The sequence below is a fragment of the Streptomyces sp. V4I8 genome (genome assembly GCF_041261225.1).
GTDB lineage: Bacteria > Actinomycetota > Actinomycetes > Streptomycetales > Streptomycetaceae > Streptomyces.
Genome location: NZ_JBGCCN010000002.1, coordinates 214,534 through 231,659 on the forward strand (window position 1 = coordinate 214,534; position 17,126 = coordinate 231,659).

General features: G+C 65.4%; 11 protein-coding genes and 3 pseudogenes. 4 read left to right on the forward strand and 10 right to left on the reverse strand.

All coding sequences use genetic code 11. The annotated features are described in order from the left end of the window. Nucleotides 1–257 precede the first annotated feature (257 nt). Nucleotides 258–1,037: a transposase family protein gene (locus ABIE67_RS47070; RefSeq protein ID WP_370252055.1), complete on the forward strand. Its 780-nt coding sequence runs from the start codon at nucleotides 258–260 to the stop codon at nucleotides 1,035–1,037. Nucleotides 1,038–1,065: 28 nt separating this feature from the next. Here ABIE67_RS47070 and ABIE67_RS47075 read toward each other — a convergent pair whose 3' ends face one another. The 6 genes from ABIE67_RS47075 to ABIE67_RS47100 all read right to left on the reverse strand — a co-directional run bounded on the left by ABIE67_RS47075 (nucleotide 1,066) and on the right by ABIE67_RS47100 (nucleotide 7,845). Continuing rightward, a complete protein-coding gene (locus ABIE67_RS47075) occupies nucleotides 1,066–1,923 on the reverse strand; it encodes an alpha/beta fold hydrolase (protein WP_370270307.1) in 858 nt (285 codons plus the stop codon). A gap of 27 nt (nucleotides 1,924–1,950) precedes the next feature. Then, nucleotides 1,951–2,409, reverse strand: coding sequence for a lipocalin-like domain-containing protein (locus tag ABIE67_RS47080; protein WP_370270311.1), 459 nt, complete (start codon nucleotides 2,407–2,409; stop codon nucleotides 1,951–1,953). Nucleotides 2,410–2,415: 6 nt separating this feature from the next. Beyond that, nucleotides 2,416–5,454, reverse strand: a complete 3,039-nt coding sequence (locus ABIE67_RS47085; RefSeq protein ID WP_370270316.1) for a type I polyketide synthase — start codon at nucleotides 5,452–5,454, stop codon at nucleotides 2,416–2,418. Between the two features lie 31 nt (nucleotides 5,455–5,485). Then, nucleotides 5,486–5,656 carry a DUF5988 family protein gene (locus ABIE67_RS47090; RefSeq protein WP_370270320.1) on the reverse strand — a complete coding sequence of 57 codons (171 nt, stop codon included), beginning with the start codon at nucleotides 5,654–5,656 and terminating at the stop codon, nucleotides 5,486–5,488. Between the two features lie 1,149 nt (nucleotides 5,657–6,805). Continuing rightward, nucleotides 6,806–7,186, reverse strand: coding sequence for a transposase (locus tag ABIE67_RS47095; RefSeq protein WP_370270324.1), 381 nt, complete (start codon nucleotides 7,184–7,186; stop codon nucleotides 6,806–6,808). Between the two features lie 185 nt (nucleotides 7,187–7,371). Then, on the reverse strand, nucleotides 7,372–7,845 hold the full coding sequence (locus ABIE67_RS47100) for a transposase (RefSeq protein WP_370270329.1): 474 nt from the start codon (nucleotides 7,843–7,845) through the stop codon (nucleotides 7,372–7,374). A 281-nt stretch (nucleotides 7,846–8,126) separates the two neighbouring features. Here ABIE67_RS47100 and ABIE67_RS47105 point away from each other — a divergent pair, with 281 nt between their 5' ends. Continuing rightward, complete coding sequence (locus ABIE67_RS47105; RefSeq protein ID WP_370270332.1) at nucleotides 8,127–9,779, forward strand: IS4 family transposase; 1,653 nt, start codon at nucleotides 8,127–8,129, stop codon at nucleotides 9,777–9,779. A gap of 21 nt (nucleotides 9,780–9,800) precedes the next feature. Here ABIE67_RS47105 and ABIE67_RS47110 read toward each other — a convergent pair. From ABIE67_RS47110 to ABIE67_RS47120, 3 genes and pseudogenes are all read right to left on the reverse strand, one after another. Further along, a pseudogene (locus ABIE67_RS47110) lies at nucleotides 9,801–10,544 on the reverse strand (transposase family protein); the annotation flags it as partial. Between the two features lie 278 nt (nucleotides 10,545–10,822). Then, nucleotides 10,823–12,256 carry an IS66 family transposase gene (locus ABIE67_RS47115; protein ID WP_370253078.1) on the reverse strand — a complete coding sequence of 478 codons (1,434 nt, stop codon included), beginning with the start codon at nucleotides 12,254–12,256 and terminating at the stop codon, nucleotides 10,823–10,825. A 56-nt stretch (nucleotides 12,257–12,312) separates the two neighbouring features. Beyond that, the gene (locus ABIE67_RS47120) at nucleotides 12,313–13,470 is read right to left on the reverse strand and encodes an IS4 family transposase (RefSeq protein WP_370270336.1); all 1,158 of its coding nucleotides are present in this window, start codon (nucleotides 13,468–13,470) and stop codon (nucleotides 12,313–12,315) included. A gap of 100 nt (nucleotides 13,471–13,570) precedes the next feature. Here ABIE67_RS47120 and ABIE67_RS47125 point away from each other — a divergent pair. Continuing rightward, nucleotides 13,571–14,314 (forward strand): annotated as a pseudogene (locus ABIE67_RS47125) (transposase family protein); the annotation flags it as partial. Between the two features lie 513 nt (nucleotides 14,315–14,827). After that, nucleotides 14,828–16,081, forward strand: coding sequence for an IS110 family transposase (locus ABIE67_RS47130; protein WP_370270340.1), 1,254 nt, complete (start codon nucleotides 14,828–14,830; stop codon nucleotides 16,079–16,081). Between the two features lie 228 nt (nucleotides 16,082–16,309). Here ABIE67_RS47130 and ABIE67_RS47135 read toward each other — a convergent pair. Further along, nucleotides 16,310–17,039, reverse strand: a pseudogene (locus ABIE67_RS47135) (IS6 family transposase). Between the last annotated feature and the right edge of the window lie 87 nt (nucleotides 17,040–17,126).

Sequence of the window (17,126 nt, forward strand, 5' to 3'; positions counted from 1 at the left end):
ATGGTCAACTGGGAACGCAACGGGCCTCCTTGGGCGAGCCGGGTCTCGACAACCACGTCTCTACCGAGAGGCCCGTTCTTCATGCCCACTCCGGCACCAGCACCTGCGAGCGAGAGACCACCCACACCGGGCCACTCGATTGGTCACCACGCTCTTATTCACGGGGTGGTGCGGCCCGGATTTCTTGATCATCAGGACGGCCCTGCTCGGTAGTCTGATGTCTGCGAAAACGTCAGAAGTGAACCGGGGCAGGGCCGTTGAGCTGGAACGTTACGGCAGGGTTAGACAAGGATCAACTGGACGGGCTGGTGGTGCGGGTCCATCAGGCGCTCGTGGAGGACCCGGATCCTGCGGTGTCTCCGGCGCGGATGTGGTCGCTGGGCCTGTACCGGTCGGTGGTCCTGGTGCTGTTCCTCCTGCGGCAGAACCCCGTCCAGGAAGCGGCGGCGGAACTGTTCGGTGTCAGCCAGGCCACTGTTTCCCGGCGGTGGACGGGGCTGCTTCCGGTGGTGGAGAAGGCCCTCGCCGGGCATGTCCCTGATCCTGTGGAAGCCTCAGCCGGCCGGATCGTGCTCATCGACGGCACCCTGGTCACCACGTGGGACTGGGCGAGCGAAGGCACCGCTATGTTCTCCGGCAAGCACCGCGACACCGGCTTCAACCTGCAGATCGCCGCCACCCTGTCCGGAGACCTGCTCGCGGTGTCCGAGCCTGTCCCGGGCTCCCGCCACGACATGTACGCCTGGCGCCAGTCCCACTTCCCGGAGACCTTCGCAGAACGGCAGAGCATGGGCGATCTTGGGTACGTGGGTTCCGGCATGCTCACCGCGAGACGCAAACCACCTGGTCAGCAACGCCCCACTGGCGCCAAGATCTACAACCGGAGCATCAGCAGCCTCCGCGCCGCCATTGAGCGAGCGATCGCACACCTGAAGGACTGGAAGATCCTCGCGACCCGCTACCGCGGCCCCCTGGCCAAGTTCCCCCTCGTCGCCAAAACCGTCACCGCCCTCACCTTCTACAAAAAGGGCTGGTGAAACCCCGTGAATAGGCCTCCAGGCCTGCCTATTCTTCCGGGCAGGACCAGGTGCGAACAGCTCGCAGGTAGTGATCAAATCGGCTGCGGTGGATGTCATGTGGAGTGCCCGGCATATCCAACGCTGTGCTGTGAGGGGGGAGTAATTTCCGGGCTTGATCCCAGTCAGTGCTGTCGAGGGAACCGCCATGGGCGGGGTCTGCCCGGAGTAGCAAGGTGGGCGCGGTGAGTTGAGCGAGCAGGGGCAGAAGGGGCCCGGATCGGGCACCGTCGCTGACGACACTGCTTGAGATCTCAGGCTGGGTGCTTTGCAGTCCTTCGACCCAGCTGTCGGCGTCGATGTCGTCCCAATCAGGGTGCACGACCGTGAGCAGCTCCCGTAGCACTTCGGCGGGTGTGGCCATGGCTCTGATCAAGTCACTGAGCGGCTGATTCTGGCGAGTGAGCGACATGGCCGCAGGTGGATCTTCGAGGACGAGACCAGAGAGGGCAGGCGCCGGCTTGGTTGATTCGGCGCCTGTGGCCAGGACGAGAGCGACTGCCGCGCCCCAGGAGTGTCCAATGAGCAGCGGTTCGGTCAGCTCAAGCGCATGTAGGAAGGCACCGATGTCGTTGGCCGCGTCACGCAGGCCGTAGGAACCTGCGGGAGCTTTGACGCTGGAGCCGTGTCCTCGCAGGTCGGGTGCGAAGACACAGAAGCGATCAGCTAGGGCGGGTCCTACGCGCGACCAGCTAGCAGCGGAGCCAGCGTTCGCGTGCAGGAGGACCACAGTGGGGCGAGCCGGGGGTTGGGCGGCTCCCCACGTCAGGTAATGGAACCTGCCTGAAGGCAGGTCAATGGTTTGGGAGATTGCCTTCATTGCACAGATCCAGGCATGCGGTGCCATACCAGACACGGCGTCCGTTCGTGCGCGCTAGCAGGCACCGTGGGGAGGGCGCAATGTCAGGACATCGCGTTTCAATTCCACTTGGCGTACCTGCTGCGTGCCAGTCCACTGTGGTACGGAGGCAACGAGGACATGATGGACGACGAGGTCCCCACGCCACTCGTAAGTGCCGGTATATCCCAGATAGTGGCTGGTGCTGGCTACGGCCTCCACCTCAGGGGGCCTTCCAGGGCCGACAGCGACCTCCGTCTGCGCCGTGTGAGCAAGCCGCTTGGACTTCGACAAATGCACCGAAATGAAGCCGTCGGCGGTGTAGATGAGCAGGCCTTCAGGGTGCCGTCCCATAGGGAAGTCGAGGATGCTTCCCGCCTTGTCAAGGACAGTGAAGGAGACAAGAGACCAGACTCCGACAAGCTGACCGGGACCAGTGGTGCTCTTTGCGGGCGCCTCTTGCTCCAGACTGGTGGAGCCGGACTTTGATAACACAGAGGCTCACCCCTCCTTGCTGAGAGATGATCGTGCGCTTAGCATCTCGTCCAGGTGGACGCTAAGCGAGTGGATGGTCGGATGTGACCACAAGGCAGCGATAGGAATGTTGATTTCCAGGCTTTCCTGGAGCAGGCCGCGCAGTTCGGCGGCACGCAGTGAATCCAGACCGATTTCAGCGAACTTCGCATAGGTGTCGATGCTTCGGGAACGCAGTCGTAACAGGGCGCGCAGTTGGGCACTTATGTGACTTTCGAGTAGTCCAACGCGATTCCGTCCCGGAGTGGTGGTCTTCAGATCGGCAATTACGTTGTTGCCGGGTGCGGGCAAGGAAGCCTCAGCGGAGGTGTTCACCTCGGTTGCCGTAACGGCAGGCTCGCGATCCAGTTTGATCATGTGATGCTGCCGGTGCCATGTCGTTGCGGGGACGTCGACGAGTGCCCCAGTGGAATACCAGCGCTTCCAATCCACGGGATAGCCGGCGCAGTGCAGCGCTGCCAGAGCTGTAGCCAGCGTCATTTCCTCGTCTTGCCCGGCTCGCAGGGTGCTCAGAACGGCGACGTCAGGCACGGTACTGAGGGACCGGGTAATGGGGTGAACGGCCACAGGGTGCGGAGATATCTCCTGGTAGATGCGGTATCCGTCCTCTGCCAGGGCTCTGGTTGTGCTGAGAGATCGTACGGGGCGGCGCATGTTGTCTGCCCAGTACACGGCATCGAACGTGGGTTCAGTGCGCGGATCATCGAGCACTGTGGTGTAGAAAGGAATCTCGGGACGACGAGGCTTGAGGTCACGCAGACGGTTAGCCAAGGCGTCCGCAAGGGGACGAGTCAGCTGACAGTGTGACGCGAAGTCCACGGCGATCATGCGTGCAGGGATGCCGCGGGCATCCCATGCCTTGACCAGTCGTCTGACGGTTTCTGCTTTCCCGCCGATAACGGTGGATTGGGGGGCCGCAAGTACAGAAATATCTACGTCAGGTATACCGGCGATCTCCTCCCCGACCCGTCCGTGGTCAAGTTCTACGGCAGCCATGGCACCGATTCCGGCCTCGGCATCAGGGACACAGAGCAGTGAGCGGCGGCAGCTGACCCGCACGCCGTCTTCCAGGCTGAGGGCTCCGGCTACTACCGCAGCCGCCACCTCCCCCATCGAGTGGCCCACCACAGCGGCGGGTTCAACTCCGTACGAGCGCAGAACCCGGGCGATTCCCACTTGCATCAAAAAGATCATCGGCTGGACCTGGTCAACACGGCTGATCTCAGCACCTGAGCGGATCAGGCAGAGCGGTGAAAAGCCGGACTCTGCGACAATGAGCGGGTCCAGCTTGGCTACGATCTCGGCGAAAACTGGCTCCTTCTCAAGGAGTTTACGTCCCATGCCCGACCATTGCGAGCCGTGCCCGCTGAATACCCACACGGGCGCTTGCCCGCGCACTCCACGGGAGAAGTCACTCACTACCCCCGGAGTTGACTTACCGTCAGCGTAGGCGCGCAGCCGTGTCACCAGTTCACCGCGTGAGTGGGCCAGTACCGCCAGCCGCTCCGTTGCATGAGAGCGCCGTACCGCCAGAGTATGCGCCACATGGGGCAACGGGGACGATGCCCCATCGCCGTCCAGCCAATCAGCCAATCTCGAGGAACTCGTTTCCAATGCCTGCGTGGACTGTGCGGAGAGCAGGAACGTGTGCATCATTTCGCGGTCTTCACACGGTTCGGAAACGGTGAGGGGCGGCTCTTGGACGATGGCGTGAGCATTGGTGCCACCGACCCCGTAGGAGCAGACGGCTGCCATACGCTGTCCCTCAGCGACGGGCCAAGGTTGTGCAGTTGCCGGCACGAAAAACCTGGTGCCATTCGGGTCGATTTCCCGAGGCCAGCGATGGAAGTGCAGGGAGGGAGGCACCACGCCGTGCTGGACAGCCAGGATCGCCTTGAGCAGTCCCACCATGCCTGCCGCCGATTCGGTATGCCCGATGTTGGTCTTAACCGATCCCAGAGCACACTGCCCCGGCCCGGCGCCGTACACCGCAGACAGCGAAGCGAACTCAATCAGATCACCAGCAGATGTGCCCGTCCCATGCGCCTCGATCATGCCGACCTTTGTGGCATCAACCTCGGCCTGCACCAACGCCGCACGAAATGCCTCTTCTTGTGCCTGCACCGAAGGTTTGGTAAACCGAGAAGTCTTGCCGTCATGGTTGACTGCGGTCCCCCGCAGCACTGCAAGTATCCGGTCGCCGTCGCGCTGCGCGTCCTGAAGACGTTTGAGCACCAGCACAACGCAACCCTCGGCGCGAACATAGCCGTCTGCTGCCTCATCGAACGTCTGGCACCGACCCGAGGGAGAAAGGACTCCCAATTCGTTGTACGCCGCGATGACCCGAGGACTGAGGAGCAGATTCACTGCTCCCGCCAAGGCAATATCACACTCACCCAGTCGCAGGCTCTGACAGGCAAGATGTGCAGCGACCAGACCAGACGAACACGACGTATCCACGGTCAGGCTGGGCCCTCGCAGTCCGAGCAAGTGGGACAGCCTTCCGGAGGCAGAACCGAATTGGTTGCCAGTTACAAAATACGGGCCCCCGCCGCCAGGCAGCCAGTGAGAGTACGCGGTGTAATCCGGATTGCACATACCGGCGAAGACTCCGGCTGCTGCACCCCTCATTTCCTCCTGCGGAAGACCCGCATGTTCACACGCCTCCCATCCCACTTCCAGTAACAGACGATGCTGCGGGTCAATCAGGTCTGCCTCATGCGGGGCGATACCGAATGCTTCCGCATCGAATGCTCCGACATCCCCTTGAAGGAAGCCTCCACGCCATGTCACCTTGCGCGTGGCTTCCGCCTGGATAGCCGCCAACTCAGTGGGGCTCCAACGGTCAGACGGAACTTCCGAAATCGCGTCCCGACCCTCGTACAGAAGCTCCCAGAAGGATGTCACAGAATCTACCCCGCCGGGCAATCTGCAGGACGCGCCCACAACCGCCACGGCAGCCGGGGAGACAATCGCTTTGCCATGACTGACGCTTTGGAACGTCATGCCGCTCCTCATTCGATCTGAGCCTCGGAAACTATTCGGCGATTGCCGTGCGGTAGCTCCACCGGTAAACGCGCGCCCTCTCGCCCCCGTGTTCCACAAAATCGTCGGTGACGATAAAGTGCTCTCGCCCATTGAGGAACATTACTGTGATCTTCTCGACTTTCCTCGGGTAGGCGCCGTCGGCTTCCATAACAAGTGGCATCCATTGGCAAAGCTGCGAATCATTGAAGAGGCTGCTACGCTCGGCGAACTGCAGGAAACTGTCAACCGGCGCAATCCCTGCCGGTCACCTACGCGCGATATTCTCGCCGCGGCCGTAGTTAGTGGCTTTCCTGCGTACTGAAGACGAGGATGATGTAATGAAGGTCTTTTTGGATGGCGGCCCGTCTAGCTTTCCGGAAGGTCAGCGCACGCACTCGGTGAACTCCGTTAGCCAGCTCACCAGTCAATCCTCAATTAGAGCCAGATCGACCGCGGGTATCGGGGTATACTGGTAGGCAGATCTCGCCGATTGGTTCGTTGCAGGCTGACGCACGGGGGGAAGGGGACGATCGGGGCGGTAACACGAAGTGTGCGTCGCTGACGACGTCGGCGGTGCGCTGGGCGCTTTAGCCAGGCCAGCCTTGCAGCCAGTCGGCGAGGAAATAAGCGAGCCCGCAGGACGTCGCCCACCGCATTCGACACCCGAAGCGCGCCTCCAACCGACCCGGGGAGAATGCGCAGCCTCAGGCCGGCTGCCAGCTAATGCAGGTCAACGAATATGTAGCCTTGATTAGTGAGCACATCTGAGGAGGGCCGCAAGCCCAGTTATACAGTTCTCAGTCGGTGCCGCGAATGATGTGAGATTCAAATGGGTCGCCTTCATAATCGACGTCACAAATTATTGACAAAGTGGCTGGCTGCTGCGTGACACTTATTGCCCTACCTGCGGGAAGCGGTTCAAGCATGCCTCCTGCGACAGGGAGGTCCTTGGCGAAATCATCGCCGGCGGCTTCTTGAATCTCGACGCAATCTCTGCAGGTTTGCCTTTCCACTATGTCGCTCCCGACCGCAGCAAGGTGACTTGCCCCTCTGTGATTATTGTTGTCTGTCCTCATCGCGGGCGCGCTTCGCTGCTGCTTCCGCGTTCCGCAACCAACTGCGGCCAGGCGCTAGCTCCCCAGGGCTGAACAACCCCGCCATAGGAAGAAGATAAACCAACCAGTCCGCGCCTGCGGGTGCGACAGCCTGACGAATCCGAGGCACATCGGGCAAGATTGCGCGTTTGTGAATATCGGGTGGGGTCAGGTCTAGCTTGATCTTTAACGTCTGGCGTCGAATGGTTCGTCGGGCGTCGATGCCCCTATGGATGTCAAGCAGTGGCTTGTGCGGGGGCTGGATGGTCGGTCGCCTGCCTCGTGGGGACGATGAGCCGGTAGATCTCTCGTGCGATGTATCGCTTCAGGCAGCGGATGATCTCACGGCGTGTCTTGCCCTCGGTGAGGCGTCGTTGCAGGTAGTTCTGGGTGCGGTGGTCCCAGCGCAGGCGGCTGAGGATGATCCGGTAGAGGGCGGCGTTGGCCTGGCGGTCGCCGCCGCGGTTGAGTCGGCGGCGCTGGGTCTTGCCGGAGGATGCTTCGACGGGGCTGGTGCCGCATAAGGCGGCGAAGGATGCCTCGCTTGCGAGGCGTTCGGGGTTGTCCCCGGCCGCGATGAGCAGGGCGGAGGCGCTGTCCGGGCCGACACCGTACACGTCGAGCAGGCCCGGGACGGTGGCTTTGACGGCCTGGGCTATCCGCTTGTTGAGGTCGTCGATTTCCTCGGTCAGGTGCTGGATGCGGCGGGCGAGCAGCCGCAGGGTGTGGTGGGCGGCCGCTGCCGGTCCTGTCGCGGTCTGGTCGTCCAGTTCGGCGCACTGTTTGACCAGGTGGGGGTTGCTCAGGCCGGCCAGCAGCTCGCGCAGGGCGGGGTCTGCGGAGACCAGGATGCTCTTGAGTTGGTTGATGGCCTGGGTCCTGGACTTGACCGCGGAGCTCTTGGCCAGTTTGACAGCCTCAGCATTTCCACCGGTCCGTCGCTCGTCTTCGCTGCGGCGGGGGCGCGGCCGGACAGCACGGCGCGGGCAGCGGCTTCGGCGTCGACGGCGTCGGTCTTGCCGTGGCGGCGCCGGGCGGCCTTGTCCGGCTGGTTGACCTCGGTCACCTCGATGCCCTCGGCCCGCAGGTGACGTGTCAGGGCTGCCCCGTAGGATCCGGTGCACTCGACCCCTGCCCGCCGTAGTATTGCCGAACGAGCGTGCCCAGGAGAGGAGTTGACGATATCCCTCAGCGGTCGCCGGGAAGCTGCGGCCGTCCAGAACAGCGCCAATGGTGCTGATGACGGCTGCAGCGTGGACGTCCTTGTGGGTGTCAACGCCGAGCAGAATGTCTTCCTCGGCGTCGGCCGGCACGTGACATGGGGCCGTGGGCCGCGTGATGCTGGGCATGGTCGCTGGTCTCCTGATCGCCTCGGGTGCTGGTGGCCGTCGCCGGGCCGGGGCGGTCAAGACTCAAGGCCGGGAAGTTAAGTCTCGGCAGGGTGCTGTCCAGACGTACGCGCGAGCGCGTTGACCTGGGACTGAATGGGGAACGGGACCGCTGGTAGATCTTGGGACGTCCTCGTAAGACAGTCCGAGATCCAGAGCAGAGGTCCCGTTGTCCGGTCAGTGTGCCACCATCACCGTCACTCGTACCAGCACGGTCGCGGAAGGGGTCTATGCCCCGGGGCATCTGGGCGAGTTGACCCAGATCGTGGACTTCGAGCTGGCCGACGCGGTACTGGAGGAGACCGGCCGCACCCAGCAGCGATTACGGGACCTGCCCTCGCGTGTCGGCGTGTACTACCTGCTCGCCCTCGCCCTGTTCCCCGATCACGGCTACCAGGGCGTCTGGCGCCAACTCACCGCCGCTCTCGGCGGCCTGCCGCTGCCACAGGTGTCGACCACCGCGCTGCGCCACCTGCGCCGACGCCTCACGCCCGCCCCGCTCAAGCTCCTGTTCGAGACCCTCGCCGTGCCGCTCGCCCCGCCGACAACCCCGGGCGTGTCCTATCGCTGCTGGCGCACCGTCGCCTTCGACGGCTGCTCCTCGATCAAGACACCGGACAGCGACCGCGCCCGGGGATGGCTGGGGAAGATCCGTTACCGGCTGGCCTGGGCCGGCTACCCGACCGTCATGCTGATGACGCTGGTGGAGACCGGCACCCGCGGTCTGCTCGGGGCCTGCTTCGGACCGACCAGCACAGGGGAGACTGCCTACGCCGGCCGGCTGCTGCCCCTGCTGGACGAGCGGCACCTGGTGCTGATCGGCCGGGGCTTTGACAGCAACGCGTTCCTGGCCGACGTCGCCGAAACCGGTGCCCAGTTCCTGGCCCGACTGAAGTCCACCCGCCGCCCGAAGCTGTTGCGCATCCTGGAAGACGGCTCCTACCTCGCCCTCCTCGGTGACCTCACCGTCCGGATCATCGAGGCCGACCTGACCCTGCACCTGGCCGACGGCACCCACGTCAGCGGCCGCTACCGCCTGGCCACCACCCTGCTCGACCCGCTCCTCGACCCGGCCGAGCGTCTGATCAGGCTCTACGCGGAAAGATGGGAGATCGAGTCAGCCTACTTCGCTCTGCGCTACACACTGATGAACGGCCGCGTACTGCGCTCACGCGACCGCTTCGGCATCGAACAGGAACTGTGGGCCACCCTCACCGTCTACCAACTGCTACGCATGGCCATGACCGACGCCGCCCACACAGCCGGAGCCGACCCCGACCGCGCCTGTTTCACCCACGCCCTCCAAGCCGCCCGCACCCAGGTCACCCTCGCCGAAGGCCTCACCACTGCCACGCCGGGTGCCATCGACGCCGCCGTCCGCACCAACCTGCTGCCCGTACGCCGCCCCCGCATCAGCGCCCGCAAGGTCAAGTCCCCCATCTCCCGCTACCACTCCTTCAGGGGCCAGGCCCGCCCCACCTCCGCGACCGCCGTCGACCGCATCGACATCACCACGCACGAACGCACCACAAACTGCGGCGAGTCGACCTCCCCACCCGCGACCGAACCCACCTGCGACAACGCTCCCCACGACGCTCCCGCGACCGGCGCAGCCAACGACGACACCACCGATCCCAGCGGCCGCTACCAACTCGCCCTCGCCATCATGAACAGCAGGCCCGGCACCCCGTGGCACGCTCGCGACGTCGCCCGCCTGCTCGGCATCACCAACATGAACAGCTTCTGCGTCCAGATGTCCCAATGGTCCCACCGGGGCCTGATCAAGAAAGTCGGACGAGCCGCCTACGCACCCACCGGATGATCCTTAAGGGCCTGCGGATTATTAACTCGCCGTCTTGATCTCTGTAGGGATGGTGATGCCTGCCGTGCTGGCGAGGCAGCGGAGGTCGTCGAGGGTGGCGAGGTGCTGGTCGGCGGGTTGAATGGTGTGCCCGGCTGCCTCGAGGAGCTGGCGGATGTCGCGAATGCGCCGGTTGATGGTGAATGGCGTGACGCCGAAGAGGCGGGCGATGGCGACCTGCGGGAGCCCGAGTCGCTGGTGGAGGAGGGTGGCCAGGAGCCGGTCGGCGAGGGTGAGGATGGGGCGGCGGCCGGTGGTGCCGTCGCCTTTGACTCGTGGGCGATGGCCGCGCCGCTTGTCCAGCGCCGTCTCGCGTTGGCTCTCGTGGAGGGTGGTGAGCGTGGTGATCAGAGCTTCCCACTCTGGGGCCGGCATGCCGGTCAGGGTGGGGTGGCAGAGCCAGGCGAGGTCGGGGCTGGGCTGGTCGAAGGGGTCCGGTGCGTCGCTGACCTGGGTGTATGCCTCGGGCCGCAGTGTGTAGTTCCAGTCACCGTGCCATTCGTGGCGGTGCAGGGGCAGGGCATCCAGCTGCCGGTCACTGATCCGGACTCCGGTCTCGTAGGCGCCTGTGTCGAGTTCGGCGTGCACCGTCAGCCCGGTCCGGGTGGTCGTCGCGGCGATGCTGTTCACGATGACTTCGTGGCTGGTCAGCGGCCTGCCGCGCCAGTTCATGGTGATGTGGGAGAACAGCCGGTGCTCCACCTTGTTCCATTTTGAAGTACCTGGCCAATGCCGTTGTTTGACTACTGAATCATCGTGGGCTGCAGCGTGATGGCCTTGGCAGGTACCCGGCGTGCTGGTGCACGTTGCTGGTCCTTGGGCCGGTAGGAGTACAGCGAGTTGGGGCGTTTGAGAAACCTGTCGGCCTCGCGTAGACGCCGGGTGCCATTGTCGAGTTTCCGGCACACCTTCGCGGACAGCAGGGCCAGGAACTTCCCGATCTGTGACTGGATAGGTGTCTCGGTCCGGAGGCGTGCGTGATTGCCGGTTGGCGGGACCGGTGATCAGCCGAGGGCGGGCATCCAGGGGCTGCCGCGCATGGCCTGGATGAGGACGTCGAGCATGGGCTGCTCGTGTCGGGTGGCGGTGGCCAGGTAGGTGCGGATCGCGGCGAAGTCCTGCGCGCCGTGCAGCGTGCGCAGGCAGCCGGAGACCTTGATCCGCAGCTTGGCCATCCTGATCGTCTGTTCGGCTGGGTTGTTGTCGAACGGCAGTGTGAGGTCGTGGACCCAGCGCAGGTAGTCGTTCCAGCGCTTCGTCAGCCGTCTGAACAGGGCGTGGTACTTCGCCTCGGTCTTCGAGCTGCGGGTGGCGGTCGCCTTCAGCCCGTCGGCCACCGCCTGGGCCAGCGCCCCAAGCTCACCGTCCTTCACGGACACGGCGATCGCGTCGAGCCCGTCCGCTCGGGCCTCTTCCGCGGCCTTCTTCAGGGCCAGCACGGCGTCGATGGCGCGGTAGGCCGCGCACCGGGCCTTCTCGCTGCCCCGCTCGGTGACCGCGACCAGTTCGCGTAGTACGTGTGCCGAGCACAAGGCGTGTTCGGCCTGCGGGTAGGAGTCGTAGGGCGCCCAGGCGTCGTGCATGGCGATGCCGGTGAAGCCGGGCAGTATCCCGGCCGCGTCGATGCCTTCGCGACCGCGGCGGCGGTGCACCGACAGGTGTACGAACTGGCCGCTGGAGGCGGAGTGCAGCCAGTGCAGGCACCCGGCGGTGCGGAACCCCGTCTCGTCGAAGAACGCCACCGCCGCGCCGGCGACCTTCCCGGCCACGAGACGGCCGAAGGCATCCAGCCGGCTCGCGCAAGTGCGTACCCACGAGGCCACCGTGCCCGGCGCGACGGACGCGTCGAAGAGGTCTGCCAGGGCGGTGGCGGTGCGGTCCTTGGACAGGAACTGGCCGTGCATCAGGTAGACGCCGGCGGCCGCGAGACCAGGACCGTACTGCACCGGGGCCCGCACGCCCTCGGGACCGGAGGCCTTCTCGCTCCGCCCGCACGCGCACCGGCAGGTCAGGACCTGATGCTCGGTGACCTCCAGGCCGATACGTTCGGGCAGGTCGAAGACCTGACGCCGCTCGATACCGGCCACGACGGCCCCGGCCAGGTCCGCACCGCAGCCGGCGCAAGGGCCGTGGGGCCGGTGCTCGACCCGGTGGTCGGGGTCCGCGACCTGCCGCAGCGTGATGCCCTTCTGGCCTTTCGGGCGGCCCGGCCCCCGCCCGGACTTCCCACGCAGAGACTTCGGAGCCGGTTTCGCCAGTCCGTCCGAAGACGGCGGCCTGGAAGAGTTCGCCGAGTTCTTCCCCAGCCGGGCCGTCAGGTCCACGACCTGACCCTCCAGTACCACGATCCGTTCCCGCGCCGCGGCGAGTTCCTCACGCAACTGCACCACCAGAACAGCGAGTTCCTCATAAGAAGGCGGCACAGCAGCATCAGACACGAGACAGATGATCACCGATCCAACTGACAAGATTCAACTCATCCCGCCAGGAGCACCTATCCAGTTACCCCGATCTTTGCGGGAGTATCGGCGCACTGCCGGATCACGCTGCGTCGCGCGTGCTTGAGGACCTTGACGAACGAGATGCGGTCCGGGTCGATGCCGTGACCGTCGGCGAGCCGCATGATGATGCCGGTCAGGCAGTAGTGGACGATCAGGTGTGCCCATACTTCCTGGCGCACCAGTGCCGGGTCGGCCGACCGCAGTACTTCCTGCCGGCCGCGCTGGAAGGTCTTGAGCTGGCGGTATGAAGATTCCGCCTCCCACCTCTCGTGATACAGGGCCGCGAGTTCGTCCGCGGGGTAGGTGTCTGTGTCGAAGAGATCGGTCAGGAGCCGGATCACCTCGCCGCCGTCGACGCGGTACTCGATCACACGGACCAGTACGCCGCCCGGGTGCGCGCCTTTCTGCCCGCCGAGGTTCATCCGCGCCAGGTAAGTGCCGTCGGGCAGGCGCTGCACCGGACGACGCGCGACGCAGGAGCGCGCCCGCAGCAGAAGGTGTGCACCGGCGGTGGTGTATGCCTTCCACAGTTCCACTCCGGGAAAGCCCCGGTCCATGATCACGAGCATTCCGTCGGCCGAAGCAGCCATGGCGACGGCCAGGTCGCGTTCGCCGCCGTTGAAGCCGCCCACCCGTGCGTCGATGGCGGCGTGGGTGCCGGTCTCGGTCAGTGTCACGACCCGGACCTGCGGAAATCCTCCTGGTTTTCCGCGCGAGTCCTTCGGGCCGCCGAAGGCGTGCCGGTTGGCCTCGTTGTCCGGCACGTCCAGCAGGAACCCGTCCACCGCGGCAAGACGCATCCCCCGCCAGAAGGATCCCGCCAGCCCGGGCGGGGCCAGCGGCCCGGCCAGTCTCCGGAACAGCATCTCCAGCACCTCAGGCCCCAGACGCTCCCGGGCACGGGTGAACGACGCCCTGTTCGGGATGTGTTCGCCCATCCCGGCGATCGCGCCCGTCAGGTTCTCCGCGACATCGTCATAGGAGTCCTGATGGAACAGGGCCAGGGCCAGCGTGAAGTACACCGTGAAGCCAGCCGGCAGAGCACCCGGCCGCCGGTCCCGCTTGCGGCACCCGCCCAGCACCTCGTCCACCAGCGCTGGCGTCACCCACCGCGTCAGCAGCCCCAGCCGTACCCGATCAGACAGCCCCACCCACGGATGACCCATGCCTGACCCATGCCCGGCCACGAGCACCACCCCACGGTCTCACCGGACACCCCCGCCAACTCCACCATTCAAACAACGGCATTGGCCAGGTACTTCAAAATGGAACAAGGTGGAGCACCGGCTGTTCTCCCACATCACCATGAACTGGCGCGGCAGGCCGCTGACCAGCCACGAAGTCATCGTGAACAGCATCGCCGCGACGACCACCCGGACCGGGCTGACGGTGCACGCCGAACTCGACACAGGCGCCTACGAGACCGGAGTCCGGATCAGTGACCGGCAGCTGGATGCCCTGCCCCTGCACCGCCACGAATGGCACGGTGACTGGAACTACACACTGCGGCCCGAGGCATACACCCAGGTCAGCGACGCACCGGACCCCTTCGACCAGCCCAGCCCCGACCTCGCCTGGCTCTGCCACCCCACCCTGACCGGCATGCCGGCCCCAGAGTGGGAAGCCCTGATCACCACGCTCACCACCCTCCACGAGAGCCAACGCGAGACGGCGCTGGACAAGCGGCGCGGCCATCGCCCACGAGTCAAAGGCGACGGCACCACCGGCCGCCGCCCCATCCTCACCCTCGCCGACCGGCTCCTGGCCACCCTCCTCCACCAGCGACTCGGGCTCCCGCAGGTCGCCATCGCCCGCCTCTTCGGCGTCACGCCATTCACCATCAACCGGCGCATTCGCGACATCCGCCAGCTCCTCGAGGCAGCCGGGCACACCATTCAACCCGCCGACCAGCACCTCGCCACCCTCGACGACCTCCGCTGCCTCGCCAGCACGGCAGGCATCACCATCCCTACAGAGATCAAGACGGCGAGTTAATAATCCGCAGGTCCTAACTTCCCGGTCTTGGGTCAAGACTGTGACGGTGCCTGTCGCGAAGGCCCCTAATCCGTAGTGAAAGTGGTTCCAGAGGTGCGCAGTTGGGCTTCTGGGCTATCTGGCGTGACGGACGCCTGTAAGGCCCCGGGCTGATGAGGCCTTCCGATAGAGCGGCGCCGGCACGATGGTGGGTTTCACGGGGCCTGCGGGCGCGGCCGGGCAGACGCCTGGGAATCTCCCTGGCCCGTGAGGCCTCACGGGAGAGCGGCGCGGTTTCGGCGTCTCCAAGTCCCGTGAAACCTACTGCCTCACGTCGTTCGTTGCCGTCGTGGTGCGAGCCCGCCCCAGGGCGACCTCCTGTTCACTCCCGCGAGCTGTGAGCTCTGGCGCAGACAGAGGCCCCTGGGGTGCGCTGGTGTCGCGAACGGCTACCGAGATGGCGGACCGATCGAGTCCTGGGATTAGGACGCCGCGTGACCCGCATGTGCTTGTGACCTCCGTATACGCTCGACGATGGGAGAACCTGTGACCGTCTTCTGCGGAGTCGACTGGTCGGAAAGGCATCACGACATCGCGCTGATCGACGGAGCCGGCGAATTACTGGCCAAGCGTCGGATCAGTGACGACGCCGCCGGCTATCGAATGCTCCTGGAGCTCCTGGCCGAGCACGGTGACAGCCTCGAGTCGCCGATACCAGTGGCCATCGAGACCAGCCGAGGACTGCTCGTCGCAGCCCTGCGGACCGGCAGCCGCAAGGTCTTCGCGATCAACCCGCTTGCCGCCTCCCGCTACCGTGACCGCCACGGCGTGTCCCGCAAGAAGTCAGACCCCGGCGACGCCCTCGTGCTGGCGAACATCCTCCGCACCGACATGGCCGTGCACCGGCCGCTGCCTGCGGACTCCGACCAAGCCAAGGCCATCGCGGTACTGGCTCGAGCTCAGCAGGACGCCGTCTGGAACCGCCAGCAGATCGGCAACCAGATCCGCTCCCTGCTGCGCGAGTACTACCCCGCCGCCCTCGACGCGTTCCTGGCCAAGCAGGGCGGGCTCGCCCGTCAGGAGGCCCGCATCATCCTGGCCAAGGCGCCAACGCCCACCGAGGCCGCACGACTGTCTCTGAGCCAGCTGCGTTCCGCACTCAAACGCGCCGGCCGTGCCCGCAGCATCGAAGAAGAGGCTGACCGCCTGCGCGGTGTCCTGCGCGCCGAATACGCTCACCAGCCTGCAGCCGTCGGGGACGCCTTCGGCAAGCAACTTCTCGCTCTACTGAAGCAGTTCGAAGCGGCCTGTCAGGCCAGCGAAGAACTCGCCGAAGCAGTCGATACCAGCTTTCGCGAGCATCCCGATGCCGAGATACTCCTGAGCTTCCCTGGCCTCGGCGTCCAGCTCGCGGCACGTGTCCTCGCAGAGACCGGCGACGACCGCAACCGCTTCGCCGACGCCCGCGGTCTGAAGGCGTACGCCGGATCCGCACCGATCACCCGCGCCTCCGGCAAGAAACACTACGTCGGACGCCGCATGGTCAAGAACAACCGACTCCACCATGCCGGCTATCTCTGGGCCTTCTCCTCCCTGCGCTTATCGCCCGGAGCACAGGCCCACTACCGCCACCGCCGCGACGTCGGCGACTGGCACGCACAAGCACAGCGGCACCTGTTCAACCGCTTGCTCGGCCAGCTGTTCCACTGCCTCCAGAAGCGGGTCCTCTTCGACGAACAACATGCCTTCAACTCGCCTGTGTCCTCATCAATGACAGCTGCCGCTTGACTTCTTCAGATCCCGAGATGTCTATCGGGACACGTCCCCTGCCCGGCGGCAGCAGATACCGTTCCGAGCGGGTGGCCGACAGATCAACGCCAAGGCACACGGCCAGTCAAGTTGCGGGTCAGACCACCGCCCGGAGCGGCACCCGAACATCCTCACAGTCAAGTTGCTGTTGTGGCAGGCGAGTTGGGGCGTGCTGGAGTGCCGAGTGGTGCGTGGTGGCGCTGGGGTTCAGCCGGTGGTGGCCAGGAGGGTGGTGCCGGTGATCTGGTGCCAGACGGTGTGGCGGTTGGTCATCTCGGTGCGGTAGCCGGGGGCGGTCATCCGGTGGCGGCGGGGGCGGAAGTGCGGTGAGCTCCGGGAGAAGGAGGCGAGGAATCTCTGGGCGGTGCCCACGCTGCGGAAGCCCTTCATGCGGTGTTCGCGTTCCCGTGTGGGGATATGAGAGTTTTCCGCCCGGTTGTTCAGGTATTTCGAGCTACGGTGCTCCACCGAGGGCATCGTCTCGCGGTGCGCGGTGCGCGGCGCCGTAGCTGCGGAGCTTGTCCGTCACGATCACGCGCGGCACGGCCTCGGTACCCTTGAGGAGCCTGCGGAAGAACCGCCTGGCCGCGACGGCGTCCCGCTTGCCGGTCAGGAGAATGTCCAGGACGTTGCCGTCCTGGTCGACTGCCCGCCAGAGATAGCGCATGCGCCCGTTGACCTTGATAAACACCTCGTCCAGGTGCCACCGGTCGCCGGGGCGGGGCTGCCGCCGGCGCAGCCGGCGCGCGTACTCCGGGCCGAACCGGTCGCACCACAGACGGATGGCCTCATACGACACCTGGATGCCGCGCTCGAACAGGAGCTCCTCCACGTCGCGGCAGGAGAGAGGGAAACGGTGGTACAGCCAGACCGCGTGCGCGATCACCTCCGGCGGGAACCGGAACCCCCGGTACGACGGTACGGTCTCCACGAGCAGGCCCTCCCCACGACGATCCACACCAAGATCATCACATCCCCCCCTCAACTTGATTGTCAACGCCACCTCAATCGTCCGGACGATGAC

Bases quoted from the DNA above. Each gene is read 5' to 3' on its own strand.
- ABIE67_RS47075 (WP_370270307.1), bottom strand. From the start codon at position 1,923: ATGGCACCGCATGCCTGGATCTGTGCAATGAAGGCAATCTCCCAAACC.
- ABIE67_RS47085 (WP_370270316.1), bottom strand. From the start codon at position 5,454: ATGACGTTCCAAAGCGTCAGTCATGGCAAAGCGATTGTCTCCCCGGCT.
- ABIE67_RS47090 (WP_370270320.1), bottom strand. From the start codon at position 5,656: ATGCCACTTGTTATGGAAGCCGACGGCGCCTACCCGAGGAAAGTCGAG.
- ABIE67_RS47130 (WP_370270340.1), top strand. From the start codon at position 14,828: ATGGGAGAACCTGTGACCGTCTTCTGCGGAGTCGACTGGTCGGAAAGG.